Annotated in this window: 11 protein-coding genes; 5 read left to right on the forward strand and 6 right to left on the reverse strand. The window is 50.9% G+C overall.

Annotated elements, in window-relative coordinates:
- Positions 1 to 310: 310 nt before the first annotated feature.
- From HMPREF0658_RS04880 to HMPREF0658_RS04890, 3 genes are read left to right on the forward strand one after another with little or no spacing between them, the layout of a single operon-like run.
- Positions 311 to 1,369, forward strand: a complete 1,059-nt coding sequence (locus HMPREF0658_RS04880) for an agmatine deiminase family protein (RefSeq protein WP_006949045.1) — start codon at positions 311 to 313, stop codon at positions 1,367 to 1,369.
- A gap of 30 nt (positions 1,370 to 1,399) precedes the next feature.
- Positions 1,400 to 2,284, forward strand: coding sequence for a carbon-nitrogen hydrolase (locus HMPREF0658_RS04885; protein WP_006949046.1), 885 nt, complete (start codon positions 1,400 to 1,402; stop codon positions 2,282 to 2,284).
- A 28-nt stretch (positions 2,285 to 2,312) separates the two neighbouring features.
- Positions 2,313 to 3,161, forward strand: a complete 849-nt coding sequence (locus HMPREF0658_RS04890; protein WP_006949047.1) for a hypothetical protein — start codon at positions 2,313 to 2,315, stop codon at positions 3,159 to 3,161.
- A 7-nt stretch (positions 3,162 to 3,168) separates the two neighbouring features.
- On the opposite strand, the gene HMPREF0658_RS04895 is transcribed toward HMPREF0658_RS04890, so the two are convergent.
- The 4 genes from HMPREF0658_RS04895 to aspS form a co-directional block, all read right to left on the reverse strand.
- Positions 3,169 to 3,912 (reverse strand): SDR family NAD(P)-dependent oxidoreductase, encoded by a 744-nt coding sequence (locus tag HMPREF0658_RS04895; RefSeq protein ID WP_006949050.1) that lies wholly within the window; start codon positions 3,910 to 3,912, stop codon positions 3,169 to 3,171.
- Positions 3,913 to 3,998: 86 nt separating this feature from the next.
- Positions 3,999 to 4,337: a hypothetical protein gene (locus tag HMPREF0658_RS04900; RefSeq protein ID WP_024991153.1), complete on the reverse strand. Its 339-nt coding sequence runs from the start codon at positions 4,335 to 4,337 to the stop codon at positions 3,999 to 4,001.
- 65 nt (positions 4,338 to 4,402) lie between these two features.
- Positions 4,403 to 4,735 (reverse strand): winged helix-turn-helix domain-containing protein, encoded by a 333-nt coding sequence (locus tag HMPREF0658_RS04905; protein WP_006949054.1) that lies wholly within the window; start codon positions 4,733 to 4,735, stop codon positions 4,403 to 4,405.
- Positions 4,736 to 4,878: 143 nt separating this feature from the next.
- A complete protein-coding gene (gene aspS / locus HMPREF0658_RS04910; RefSeq protein ID WP_006949057.1) occupies positions 4,879 to 6,648 on the reverse strand; it encodes an aspartate--tRNA ligase in 1,770 nt (589 codons plus the stop codon).
- Between the two features lie 571 nt (positions 6,649 to 7,219).
- On the opposite strand from aspS, the gene HMPREF0658_RS04915 reads away from it, so the two are divergent.
- Entirely contained in the window at positions 7,220 to 9,046 is a 1,827-nt protein-coding gene (locus HMPREF0658_RS04915; RefSeq protein ID WP_006949060.1) for a DEAD/DEAH box helicase, read from the forward strand.
- Positions 9,047 to 9,134: 88 nt separating this feature from the next.
- On the opposite strand, the gene HMPREF0658_RS04920 is transcribed toward HMPREF0658_RS04915, so the two are convergent.
- Entirely contained in the window at positions 9,135 to 9,506 is a 372-nt protein-coding gene (locus tag HMPREF0658_RS04920) for a thioesterase family protein (protein ID WP_006949061.1), read from the reverse strand.
- Between the two features lie 109 nt (positions 9,507 to 9,615).
- Here HMPREF0658_RS04920 and HMPREF0658_RS04925 point away from each other — a divergent pair, with 109 nt between their 5' ends.
- Positions 9,616 to 11,553, forward strand: a complete 1,938-nt coding sequence (locus HMPREF0658_RS04925; RefSeq protein ID WP_006949062.1) for a PKD domain-containing protein — start codon at positions 9,616 to 9,618, stop codon at positions 11,551 to 11,553.
- A gap of 511 nt (positions 11,554 to 12,064) precedes the next feature.
- Here the strand turns inward: HMPREF0658_RS04925 and HMPREF0658_RS04930 are convergent.
- Positions 12,065 to 14,152, reverse strand: coding sequence for a choice-of-anchor J domain-containing protein (locus tag HMPREF0658_RS04930; RefSeq protein ID WP_139047723.1), 2,088 nt, complete (start codon positions 14,150 to 14,152; stop codon positions 12,065 to 12,067).
- Positions 14,153 to 14,432 lie beyond the last annotated feature (280 nt).

Consider the following 14,432-nt stretch of genomic DNA (forward strand, 5'->3'; position numbering starts at 1 on the left):
GAACGGCAGCATATCCGTTATCGTTCCGTCACTCCTCCGGAGTTTTGATGGAGGGATGCTTTCATGCAGGGGTTACGCTTACGCTTCACCACCTGCCTGTATTCTGTCGCACTTACAGCGCTTTATTCTGCTGTAATCTTTCGTCCCTTTGGGGCTATTAAATGAGACTCTCTTATCCCGAACTCGCGTATAAATTGCTTCGTTTGTGAAACAGATATGAAGACCGATTTGGGATTAAAGGGCATGCACAGGACATCATTTCGATAGTTTTTTATACCTTTGCACCACTATCCATCCTATGCAACACGCAATGAGAAAGAACGACTATCTGCTGCCGGCCGAATGGCATACACAGAGCGGTATACAGCTGACTTGGCCTCATGCCGAGACCGATTGGCGCGATATGCTCGCCGAGATTACCGATGTTTTCCTCGCCATGGCTGATGTCATCACCCGCCATGAGCTTCTGCTGGTGGTCACACCGCAACCCGTCGACACGCGGATTGCCCTGCAACGTGTGCTCGATGACAAACAGATGGAGCATGTCATTGTCTGCGAGATACCTACCAACGACACATGGGCGCGCGACCATGCCGCTCTGACACTCGTTCCCACCGACGCTACAGGCGATATTCCCGCCCGTTTGCTCGATTTCGGATTCAATGGCTGGGGCGAGAAGTTTGCTGCGCAGCACGACAATGCCATCACTGCCCGCCTTTGTGCTGCCGGAGTGTTGCACGGTGAGCGGGAAGACAATCTCGATTTCGTGCTCGAAGGCGGCTCCATCGAGAGCGATGGCGAGGGCACCGTATTTACCACAAGCACCTGTCTGTTGGCACCTCATCGCAACCAACCCCTCACACAAGCTGACATTGAAAGTCGGTTGAAGACGACACTCCATGCCGAGCGCATCGTATGGCTCGACCATGGTACGCTGCTTGGAGATGATACCGACGGCCATATCGACACCATTGTGCGGTGCGCTCCCGATGATGCATTGCTCTATGTCTCCTGCCAAGACCCTGATGACGTGCATTACGAGGACTTCCTCAAACTGCAAAAGCAGCTGCAAGAATTGCGCACGCTTCAGGACACCCCTTATCGACTCATGCCTCTACCCATGCCTAAAGCCATCTGCTGCGACGGCAGCCGACTGCCGGCCACGTATGCTAATTTCATTGTGCTCAACGGTACCGTTATCTGTCCGACCTACCGTCAGTCCGCCCTCGATGCTCTGGCCATTGATGTCCTCCGGCAGGCATTCCCCGACCGTGAAGTGATTGGCATCGATGCCTGTCCCGTTATCCGTCAGCACGGTTCCCTCCACTGTCTCACCATGCAGTACCCCAAGGGCGTGATAACCCTCTGAATCAACCCACGCTAAATACCCGAATCCATCATGAATACTTTAAGAACAGGAATCATTCAGCAACGTTGTACTGCCGATGCCGACGACAACCGCCGCCGCCTCGCTACCGGAATCGAAGAGCTTGCCCGTCGCGGTGCACGCCTCGTTGTGTTGCAGGAATTGCACAACACCCCGTATTTCTGCCAAACGGAAAACGTCGATATGTTTGATTGGGCGGAGACTATACCCGGGCTGTCCACCGACTTCTTCGGTGCGCTGGCGCAGAAGCTGAACCTTGTCATCGTGACTTCACTCTTTGAGCGTCGTACAGCCGGTCTCTACCACAATACGGCCGTTGTGCTGGAACACGACGGCACGATAGCCGGCACTTACCGTAAGATGCACATACCCGATGACCCTGCCTACTACGAGAAATTCTATTTCACGCCCGGCGATACGGGCTTTGAACCGATTGATACGTCGGTAGGACGTCTTGGCGTGCTCGTTTGTTGGGACCAATGGTATCCGGAGGCTGCCCGTCTCATGGCGTTGCGCGGTGCCGAATTGCTCATTTATCCCACGGCGATAGGCTATGCAGCCGACGACACCTGCGACGAACAGCAACGCCAACGCGAGGCTTGGACAACCGTGCAACGCGGACATGCCGTAGCCAATGGCTTACCTGTGATTACGGTAAACAGGGTCGGACACGAGCCGGATTCGAGCGGGCAGACTGCCGGTATCCGTTTCTGGGGCAGTAGCTTCGTTGCCGGTGCACAGGGTGAACTCCTATATCGTGCATCGGAAACGGAAGAGGAATGTACCGTTATCGATATCGACATGATGCGCAGTGAGCAAGTGCGTCGCTGGTGGCCGTTCTTGCGCGACCGTCGTATCGACGAGTACGGCTCGTTGCTCAAGCGTTTTGCTGATTGATGTCCCGTTTTTATACCCAAACTTATCTATGATACTGATTGCAGATAGTGGCAGCACAAAGACCGACTGGTGCCTTTGCCATGCCGACGGAAGCGTAACGTGTGTTGTCACACAGGGCATCAATCCGTTCCACCAAGACGAGACGCGCATATCGGCTATTCTCGCCGAGGAACTTATCCCTCAACTTCGTCATACGGACGTGCGACAGGTGTTTTTCTATGGAAGCGGCTGTCGCGATGAGCAATGCACCCGTATGCACGACCTCTTGTACCGAGCATTCCCTCACGCCGCGGAGATTGTCGTAGACAGCGACCTGATGGGAGCAGCCCGCGCCCTCTGTGGACACAAGGCCGGCATGGCATGTATTTTAGGCACGGGGGCAAACTCTTGTTTGTACGACGGCGATGCCATTACACAAAACACGCCACCGATGGGCTATATTCTCGGCGACGAGGGCAGCGGTGCTGTGCTGGGCAAGTTGCTTGTGAGTGCGATAGTGAAAGGACATTTATCCGAGACTGTGAAGGCGGATTTCTATGTGTCGACGGGACTTACACCGGCCGACATCGTCCGTAAGGTGTATCGTGAGCCGATGCCCAACCGTTTTCTGGCCAGCCTATCGCCCTTCGTGCATCGTCATCTGGCCGACAGGGATATACGCAAACTCGTAGCCGAGAACTTCCGTTCGTTCTTTCGGCTGAACCTTGAGCACTATCGACGCAAAGACCTCTGTGTGCATGCGGTAGGAAGCATTGCTTACTACTATCGGGAGGTGTTGGAAGCTGTAGCCTTGGAAGAGGGTTACAGGATGGGAAAAATAGAAAAAAGCCCGATGGAAAGGCTTGTGGCATTTCATCGGGAAGCGGGAGAAAGATAGGGCGGAATCAGAGGGGAAGTCGCCGCCAAATACCATTGGGGATAAGCCGCCACAGGGCTGTCAGCAACCTCCATCGGCCGTCTATCACACATACGTGACGGTGTTTGCGAATGGCTTGCCACATTTTCTCTGCTACCATATCGGGACGCATGAGCATCGGATAGCGATGCTCGTCCGAAAGGATGGCAGTATCAACGAATCCGGGACGCAAATCGGTGAGTCGTATCTTCAGTTTCCGTGCCCGTATGAGCTGTTCCAATGCCTGCATATAGGTATTTTGAAGGGCTTTCGTCGCCGAATAGGCCGGTGCTGCGCCCAAACCTTTCGTGCCTGCGATAGAACTGATAACAGCGATGTGTCCGCCACCATGGTTGGCCATATAGTTGAAGACCGTGCTCACCAAGGCAATGAATCCCACAGCATTGGTGCGAGCTGTTCCCGCTTCGATGTCGGTGTCGAGCAGCCGATTCTGTTTTCCGATGCCCGATGAATACACATACAAGTCTATCCCACCCATCTTTTCGATGAAGCGAGACAATCGTTGCGGGGCATCCTCTTGGATAACATCGAGCTGTAGAGGGTGTACCCGTTGCGGGCAGAGGGCAACCAACTGCTGTAGCAGATTGGCACGGCGGGCTGCAACCCCTACCATCCATCCTTCACGAATGAGCACTCGTGCAAGTTCCCATCCTATTCCTGAAGAGGCACCGACGATGATGGCGCGTCGCATGCTTGGGGTTTCTGCAATCATAGCATCTTTTTCGTTTTTGTTCCTTTAGTTGTTGACTGTAGGTTCGACAGTGGTATTTTGTACGTTTTCTGCAGCTGCGACAGGTATCAGAAGTCGAAAAGCGAGAGTGACAGGTCGGCAATGGGTAGGTTCGCATCCGGCTCGTCGGGGTCATCGTCCTTGAAGTCGAGCATGTATTGTTGGGCAGGGTTGAGGTCTTTCTTGATGCGGTAGATGCCTCTTCCTGCGCCATGTCCTATCACTGATTCGGCATGGCGTGTATGACGTGCGAGAAAGTTTCGTGTATAGGTATATACTTCTTCAACGGTTACGTCGTCGAAGAAGCTGTTGCAAGCATTGAATACATGCTTGGTTATTTTGGCCACTGTGAGGCCTCCGTCGCCGGCCTCGGCCAATACACGTAGTATTTCTCTGTCGTACTTCATGCGTTTACAAAAAAGGAGGGTCTGCATCTTGCAGACTCTCCTTTCCTGTTTGTTTGAGTGGGAAATCAGGCCAGCGACACTTTCTTTCCGTCGCCTTTAATCTTTCCTTCCTTAAAGAGCCATCCCATACCGAGGAGTACTTCCTGTTCATTCAGGGCAGCAGCCTTGCTTAAGTCGGCCACGCTCATGGCTTTCTGTTGCGTCGCTAAGGCTTGATATACGTCACCGGCCTTGAATCCGATATTCTCTGCACTGATATCAATGACCGTCTTCCCTTGTGCGGAACTCTTTTTGGAGGCAGTGGCCTTCTGCTTTACAGGGACTTTTTTTTCTACTTGTGCGCTCTTTGCGGTCGCTTTCTTTGCCGTAGCACCCGCTTTTGTTTTCTTTTCTGTCATAATCAATCCACTAAGTTAATACGCTATTGAGGGGCATAAAATACGTCTTCTCAATCTATTATACTGCAAAATTAGTGATAACATTTGACATATTGAAAACTTTTAACGCAAAATATGATGGGCATGGAATCGCCATCGCTGGTTTACGCCTTTTCTTGATTTAAATCAATAGATATGGAGAGTTCCTGCAACTGTTTGGCATCAATTTCCGACGGTGCGTCGAGCATGACATCACGTCCGCTGTTGTTTTTCGGGAACGCAATACAGTCGCGTATGCTGTCGAGGCCAGCCATAATGGATACAAAGCGGTCGAGGCCAAAGGCGATACCGGCATGGGGCGGTGCACCATATTTGAAAGCATTGATGAGGAAGCCAAATTGAGCCATGGCGCGTTCGGGGGTGAAACCGAGGATACGGAACATCTGTTCCTGTAGTTGTCCGTCGTGGATACGGATGCTTCCGCCACCTACCTCGATACCGTTGCATACAAAATCGTAGGCCAAGGCGCGTACGCGCTCCGGATGTTCGTCGAGCAAGGGGATGTCGTCGGGGTTAGGCATGGTAAAGGGGTGGTGTGTAGCCATGAGACGTTGCTCTTCGTCGCTCCATTCAAACAGGGGGAAATCGACTATCCATAGGCATACGAACTTGTTCTTATCGCGCAGGCCAAGACGTTCGCCCATCTCAAGTCGCAGGGTAGATAGCTGCGTGCGGGTCTTGTTGGGGCGTTCGCCGCTCATGATGAGTATCAAATCGCCGGCTTTAGCACCTGTGGTTTCTTTCAGCTTTGCGAATACTTCGGGGGTATAGAACTTGTCTATGCTGCTTTTTATCGTGCCGTCTTCCTCTATTTTTACCCATACCAAACCAGCGGCTCCTACCTGCGGACGCTTTACGAAGTCGGTGAGTTCGTTGAGTTGTTTACGGGAGTAATGGGCGCATTTCGGTACGCAGATAGCGCCGATATAGTTTGCATCGTTGAAGACACTGAACGTACCCGTTCCTTTGAGTACATCCATCAGCTCAACGAACTCCATGCCAAAGCGTAAGTCTGGCTTATCGCTGCCGAAACGACGCATGGCTTCGTGCCATGTCATCTGTGGCAGAGGGTCGGGCAGGTCTACGCCACGAACCTCTTTAAATAGGTGTCGTGCCATACCTTCGAACATGGCAAGCACGTTTTCTTGGTGGGCGAAACTCATCTCGCAGTCAATCTGCGTGAACTCGGGTTGGCGGTCGGCACGCAAGTCTTCGTCGCGGAAGCATTTGGCTATCTGGAAATAACGGTCGAAACCGCTCACCATCAGTAGCTGCTTTAGCGTTTGCGGGCTTTGCGGAAGGGCATAAAACTGTCCTTGATTCATGCGCGAAGGCACTACGAAATCGCGGGCACCCTCTGGTGTACTACCGATGAGGATAGGCGTTTCCACCTCTATAAACTGCTGCGCATCGAGATAGTTTCTCACGAGAATGGTCATGCGGTGGCGAAGCTCCAGATTCTGTCTCACGACTTGACGGCGTAGGTCGAGATAGCGGTACTTCATCCGTATATCGTCGCCCCCGTCGGTATTGTCTTCAATGGTGAAAGGAGGCGTGATGCTGCTGCTGAGCACATGGAGTGCGGAAGCGAGTATTTCGATGTCGCCTGTGGGGAGATTGGCGTTTTTACTCTCACGTTCACTCACCGTTCCCTCCGCCTGTATGCAGTATTCACGGCCGAGTTTGTTGGCTTCATCGCACAAGGCGGCATCTACGGCTTCATTGAATACGAGCTGCGTAATACCGTATCTGTCGCGTAAATCGACAAAGGTCATGCCGCCCATCTTACGCGTGCGTTGCACCCATCCGGCAAGGGTGACGTGTTTGCCGGCATCTGAGAGCCGCAGCTCTCCGCAAGTGTTTGTTCTATACATGGAAACGAAAGTTGTTTAATTGACCTGCAAAATTAAATAAAAATAGGGAATCACCCAAACGATTGTTGCTATTTATTCCGCACAGTGTACCTTCTCCGCACTCTTGTCGGCAGAGGAGGACGCACAAGGGGTGGTGAATCACGGAAAAGAGCATACAACAGCTTTTTGGCGGAGGTGTATTTTGCTTTCAAAAAGTGCTTTTCATTCGTAACTTTTTACACCGTTTTTGTGATGGTTTCTCGGTTTTTGCTCGTTGAAAGTTCGGGATTGTAATTTCTAAGGTTCGTAAAATTACGAATGATAAGTCTGCATTCGTGCCCTGTACAGATGGCGTTTGTACGTGGCACAGATACGGTTTGTACATAGAAAAGTCGGCAACCTTTCTCGGCGTAAATGGCATTTGTCGATGTAACCAAGGCAAACGCTGCAAACGCGGAAGTGAAAATAAATGGGGAAAGGATGGGGTAGCTCGTTTGTTTTCATTACCTTTGCAGCGTGTAACAGGAGGATTGTCTATAATGGCTGGGAGACAACGAACGGTTATACAATCACATTATAGACATAAAAGATTTTGAAGACATTTGAAGAATTAGGCGTAAGCGAAGAGATTCGCCATGCCATTGAGGAGCTGGGATTCGAGCATCCCATGCCCGTACAAGAAGAAGTAATTCCTTATTTATTGGGTAACGGCAACGATGTGGTTGCATTGGCGCAGACCGGCACCGGCAAAACAGCCGCCTACGGTTTGCCTTTGATACAGAAAATTGATACGGAGAGCAAGACCACACAAGCACTGGTGCTCTCACCTACACGCGAACTTTGTTTGCAAATAGCCGATGACTTAACGGCTTTCAGCAAGTATATCAATGGCCTGCATGTGGTGCCCGTCTATGGCGGAGCGTCTATCGAAACGCAGATTCGTTCGTTGCGGCATGGCGTGCAGATTATCGTGGCCACACCGGGGCGTCTCATTGATTTGATGCACCGTGGCGTTGCTAAACTCGAAAACGTATCGAATGTGGTGCTCGATGAGGCCGATGAAATGCTCAACATGGGCTTTTCCGACAGCATCAACGAGATATTCGAGGGAATACCTGCCGACAGAAATACGCTCCTCTTCTCGGCGACGATGAGCCGGGAGATTGAGAAAATAGCGCGAAACTATCTGCACGACCACAAGGAGATTGTGGTGGGAAGCCGCAATGAGGGAGCGGAAAACGTGAACCATATCTACTATATGGTGAATGCGAAAGACAAATATTTAGCTCTCAAACGCATCGTAGACTACTACCCGCATATATTTGCCATCATTTTCTGTCGCACAAAGCGCGAAACTCAGGAAGTAGCCGATAAGCTGATACACGACGGCTATAATGCCGAACCTCTGCACGGAGACCTCAGTCAGCCGCAACGCGACCTCACAATGCAGAAGTTCCGTCAGCATATGACTCAGTTTCTCGTGGCTACGGATGTAGCAGCGCGAGGCTTGGATGTAGATGATTTGACACATGTCATTAACTACGGCTTACCCGACGATGTGGAAAGCTACACACATCGCAGCGGCAGAACAGGCAGAGCAGGTAAGAAAGGCACCTCTATCGCCATCATTCACACTCGCGAACGCTCTAAGATGCGAGCGATAGAGAAGATAATCGGAAAGAAGTTTGATGAGGGAACCATACCCACTGCCAAGGAGATATGCAGCAAGCAACTGTACAAGGTGATGGACGAGATATTGAAAACGGATGTCTTAGAAGAGGAAATTGCACCCTTCATGACCGAAATTGACCGCCACTTCGAATACATAGACAAGGAAGACATTATCAAGAAAATAGTCAGCATGGAGTTCGGTAAGTTCCTTGCCTATTATGCAGATGCTCCTGTTATTGAACGTCCTACGACACAGAAAGAACGGCTTAGCGAACGCAAAGAACGGCAACGGAAAGGCGGAAACCGCAGCTACAAAGCCGAAGAAGGCTTTACTCGGTTGTTTATCAATTTGGGAAAAGCCGACGGTTTCTACCCGGGCGAGGTGATGCAGTTTATCAATCGTCATGTGCACGGTCGGCAGGAAGTGGGACATATTGACCTATTGAGCAAGTATTCTTATATAGAAGTGCCATCGGAAGATGCCGACCGCGTGATGAAGGCTTTGAATGGTGTGCAGTATAAGCGGCGCACTGTGCGTTGCAATGATGCTGACCGAGGAGGAAACAAGGGTGATCGGCACAGTCATCAACTGCCCGAAGACAAAAGCCGAAAGCCGAAAACTCGCAGAGCGAAAGGGGAAACAGGCGATTGGAGACAGTTCTTTGTAAAGAACAAAGTGGAGGTAAAAGGTGAGATACCCGACTTTTCGGAGGAGGGATGGGCACGCAGAATACCGAAAAAGAAATAGAATCGTCCCGTGCCAAAAGGGCAAGAGATAGAAACCGCCGGTGAGAGAAGAAGCCTCTTTTACCGACGGTCTTTTGTGTTACGGGCAGTTACAAGCGGCTAAGAAATCGCTCTCGGTCTACGATGAACCGCAGATGTGTGCCCTCGCCGATGAGTTTATCACCTTGTCTGACCGTGATGCGGAAGTGCAGTTTCTTTCCATCCACCTTTTCCAATACGGCTTCGGCCTCCACTATAGCCCCGATAGCTGTGGGGCTCAGATGAGAAGATGCTATCTGTCCGCCCACAGTCGTTGTGCCTTCCGGCAGACTGTCGGCTACGGCTAACATGGCTGCATTCTCCATCAAGGCCAGCATGGCAGGTGTTGCTAATACCGGCAAATCGCCCGACCCTTGCGCAATGGCTGACTGCGCATTGCTCACTGTGAGCCGGCTTACATGTTTTAATCCTTCTTTCAGCATAGTTGTTTCATATAGAGTTACCCGCAAAGTTACTGAAAAAATGCCGCACTTTCAATCTTTTTCACTATATTTGCCCCTATCTATGTTTCACTCTTTAATACCAACACCCATGAAAAGAACGTTACTCTTATTATTTGTTTTCTGTACCGTTTCCGTGTACGGACAAACCCTGAAGGCGAATTTCTATGCGCAAGAGGCCATGAAAACCTACTACAAGATGGGCTGGGACAGCCAAGAGGAGGCTGCCACATGGACTTACCAACGCACCAATGCAAGTGCTACATGGAGCCTCTGGCAACAACCGCGGGTAAAAGGCATGAAGCCTTTCTCCTCAATAGATGAAGCGAGTCAATACTCATTGGGTATCCCATATGCCGAGAGCATGCAGAACGAAACGGCTACCTCGCCCGAAATCACTGTGGAGCCCAATAGTCAGTGCGAGTTCTATAGCTGCTTCAGTGGCGGTCTGCTCGTTTTCGCCCGATGGACTTTGAGTGTAAAAGACGTGGAGGCTGGAACGACCACGCTACTTCTCGACGCTTTCCGGTGGGCACAGGAACAGGGATATACAGGGCCGAATTGGATCAAATTCCGCCTTGACCTCTCCGCCTATGCGGGAAAGAAAGTGCAGTTCTCTTTCAATTATAAAGGGCAGGGTGGCGAAGATGTGCTCATCGATGGCTTCCGGCTCATGCAGTTAGACAACTCTGCAGATGCCTATGTCTCTATCAACACGGAGCAGAAAGTACATTTCGTCAATACATCTGAGGGGGCAATTACCACCTATACATGGACTTTCCCCGGCGGTACACCGGCCACTTCTTCTGAAAAGAATCCCGAAGTTACCTATGCACGAGCCGGTTCTTATCCCGTTACGCTGACGGTGGCCGATGCCAATGGTAGCCAGACGCTTACCCGCGATGCGTATGTCCGTGTGACGGGTGTGGCACCCAAAGCCCTCATCGGTGTGCCCGAAGAGGCTTACTTATCGCCTTTCACCGCCTGCTTTGTACCATTAAACGTGCCCGTAAGGTTCAAAGACCTCTCTGACGGCCGGCCTTCGGAATGGATTTGGACGTTTACCGGTACCGATATTACGCGCAGTACCGACCGCAATCCTGTGGTAACCTACCTCCGCAAAGGTGTCTACAGTGTGGGGCTACGCACCACCAATGACACAGGCACTGACCAAGATATACTCCAAAATGCTATACAAGCCGGCGGCGAGCAGTATGTTTGGAATATCAAACCCGAGGAAAACGATAAGCTCGTAAAGCTATCCATGGGATGGTATGGTAACTATGCAGGTAGCAATTGGCTCGGAATGAAAGAGTTTGCAGAGTATTTCAAGGCTCCTCTGGCGGCAGCTGAAATCAAGAGCGTGGATATTTACTTCGCATCCGTTACCACCGTTAGTCCTGATGCCATGATTACCGTATCTGTGAAGACACCCGACGGGAAAGGGATGCCCGGCACTTCGCTGGCATCGGCTTCGCTGAAAGCCTCGCAGCTTGTGTTCGTTGCAGGCGACCTCAAACCCACTTCATTTACTTTTGCCTCGCCGGTCAAGGTCAGTGGCGAGTTCTTTATCACCGTGGACGGTATGCCTAACAACACCAGCGGGTCGAGTGCCGATGATATTGCTATCCTCTGTCACAGACGTAACGAGGGCGAACTTTGCACGGCTTTCCACCTGTTGGCAGACGAAGACGAGAATCACCAACCTACCGGTACTTATACTTGGTTCCGCAATACCGACGACCCTTTGTCGATGGCGCTCTGTCCCTTGCTTTCTTACGATGTGGCAGCCACGGGCATTGAATCGGCATCGGCTTCTTCAACTGCGCAGGAGATGAGTTTCGACGGTGAGACCCTGACGCTTCGTGGTTCGGTTGATGCTGTGCAGATTTACGGCATCAATGGCGAAAGTGTTCTGTCGTTGCTCCATCCCGCATCGACTATCTCGCTGCGTCACCTGCCTGCCGGAATCTATGTCATAAAGGCAACCTACGGCAACAAGACCGCTATGCAGAAGATTGTAAAGTGAGGCGTAATGTCCATTACGCCCGTATTCATCCGTATCGCAGTATTGCGCAAAGCATTAAAAGTTGTCGAAGAATGGGCGTTCTGTCCAATCCCAACTTGGGATTCGATTTTTCACGCGTGTTTTGCGCTGTCCGACTCTCGGATTTGGTTTTTCACGCGTGTTTTGCGCCGTCCGACTCTCGGATTTGGTTTTTCACGAGTGTTTTGCGCTGTCCGACTCTCGGATTTCGTTTTTCACACGTGTTTTGCGTCGTCCCAACTTGGGATTCGATTTTCATACACGAGTTTGGGATAGGTTATCGGACTGTAAGCCTCTTTGGGGCGATTAGATAAGAATCTCTTATCCCGAACTCGCGTACAAATGGCGTTTGTACAGGGAAAGGTCGGTAAACTTTCTCGGCGCGAATCGCATTGCCGATGTAAGCAAAGCAAGTGCTGTAGCCGTGAAAGATGTCACCCCAAGACAACGCTTTGGGTAAAAAAAATACAACAAGGTCAAGGACAAGGTATTGTTACTCGACAATGAGCTTCGCAACTTCGTCGGCTACACGTACAATCACAAGACCGCGAGGCAAGGAAAGTACGTTGCCCGGGCACAGAATGCCCGAGAACAGCATGGTGCCGTCAGCACGATAGATGCGAGTATCTATGGCGTGGGTGCCCGTTACTGTGAGTTGGCCGTTTTCCACACGGTAGTTTTGAGATTTCTTCGCGTATTCCATGCCGGTAGACGCAACCTCCTCAACCTTGACATTGTCGATGTAGAGCGAATGGCCGGCGGCAACGTCGGTGTTGCAGGCATGGAACCCGATGAAGAGAGGGGCATCGGATGTTGCCGTGAAAGTCTGTTCCAAACGTTTCCAATCATAGTCGGTATCGACCGATGTCACGGGCAGCAAAGCCTCCGTCATGGCCGATGCCATCGGATGTATGCCGTATTTCACTTCGATTGTCTCAACAGCAATGCTGCGCACATCGAATGACAGTTTGTAAGTCTTATCCTTCTTCACAGCAATGAAAGGCGTAAACAGCCAATCGTCTTTCTCCTTGTCGCCAGAAGAGATGCGCATATAGCCATATTCATAGAGGTATTCCCATGTAGTGCCATCAGCGTTGGCATCTTCTATAGCGTAGCAGAGCACGCGCTGATTGGTAGAGAAGTCCTCGGCATACGGCACTTCAAAGGGTTTGCCTACAAGAAGTTTGTTTGACGACATGGGCAGCCCTTTGCTTTCTTCATCAATGTAAGGCGTCACATCATAGAAACACATCGTGGGAACATCGGGACGGAAAGTGTCTCGGAAAGGAGAGGTCGCATGAGTGGAAACAACCACGTCGTCGGGCATCCGCTTAACGATATACTTCACGGCTGCGAGGTCTACATAACCGCCATGAACACCTTTAGAGGGCGCATCCCATGTCAGCACGAGTTCGTCGGGCGCAGTCCCTTTGTCGAGAACAACACTCTCTACACCGCTCGGCGTATCCTTGCCGATGTAGATGTTGCGCAGCGTGGCTCTGTCTCCCTCGCCTTTGTCATTGCTCAGCACGATATGCACGTCGTGTAGGCCTGTGGTTGATACCGTAACTGCGCAGGAGGTTGATTGTCCCGCCTCCACCGTTCCATGTGCAGCGGCCATATCGTCAATGAACAAGGTATATTGGAGTGTGCCCGAAAGCGTTGCACCGCTATGCGTAGTGTCGGGTGCCTTGAAGCTGACTGTACCTTTCAAAGCTCCTTGTGGGAAAGAGGCGATGAGATCGGTGGCGGCTGCCGGTGCACCAGCAGCTATCACTTTGGTGTCTGCCCACAAGGCCGCAAACTCTTCCTCGTGGGGAAAGGTCTTGATGAGTGTAGCCTGCGCATTGGTCACATCCACGCTGTAAAGGTCGCCGGTGTTGTTGGTGGTCGCCGCCCAATAGAGTGTCGTGGCATCGTAGTCAGAGAACGTCGCCGACTGCTGATAATCAGCGGGCGATACACCCGTAGAGCCGATATAACGTAAGTTGGCGTTGGTCTTATCTATCTCGTAGAGTGCACCCATATTCGTGATACCAAACAGACGACCTTCTTTATTAAATGCCATGGCCAAAAACTTCGTATGATCCAGCAACCCCACCCTTTCTTTGGTTCTACGAGACAGGTCGAGCGTAGCCAACACATTGCCTGCATAGCCATCTACATAGGCCGTGTACACCTTTTGGGTGGTGGGATCGTAGGCCAATACTTGCGATTCTGCCACAAACGATGCCGGAACCGTCGTGCGGGTAATCAGATTGAAATTGTCGTCGACATCATAGATAAACATATAATAGTCGTTTCCGTAACCGCTCGAATTGTCAATATTGAAGCAATAGTAGCGGTTGCGTACTTTCACACCTCCCGCATTGGGCGTTGTTTTCAGCTCCTTCACGTCGTCTATAGATGTGTCCGAAGCCTGAGAAGTGAACCGGAAGATGCCATACACCTGTCCGCTTTTCTGAGAAGAAGTGAGATGCCCATACAGGTAAACATCGGTCTGTGCAGCCATTGAAGCAGCAGGCACAGCAAAAAGGACGGCCAAAGCCATGCCCCATAGAGTAAAACGTCTTTTCATCATGTGAATCATTGGTTTAGTAAAACTTTAGGTTAGTATTTGCTTGGATTGCCATCCGCTCGTCTGTCAATCAGCAAGACATCGTTGATAGCTCCCTCGCAAAATTAATAAAAAAAGGAAATTTGCCCCATAAACTCCCCTTTTATTTTCATTTGATACCCCTATTTATCCAAACGTGGATAATAAACTCTCCAAACGTGGATAACAAACTCTCCAAACGTGGATAACAAACTCTCCAAACGTGGATAATGACTTATACAAACGTGGATAATGACTTATCCAA

This window comes from Hoylesella marshii DSM 16973 = JCM 13450 (assembly GCF_000146675.1).
Taxonomy (GTDB): Bacteria; Bacteroidota; Bacteroidia; order Bacteroidales; family Bacteroidaceae; genus Prevotella; species Prevotella marshii.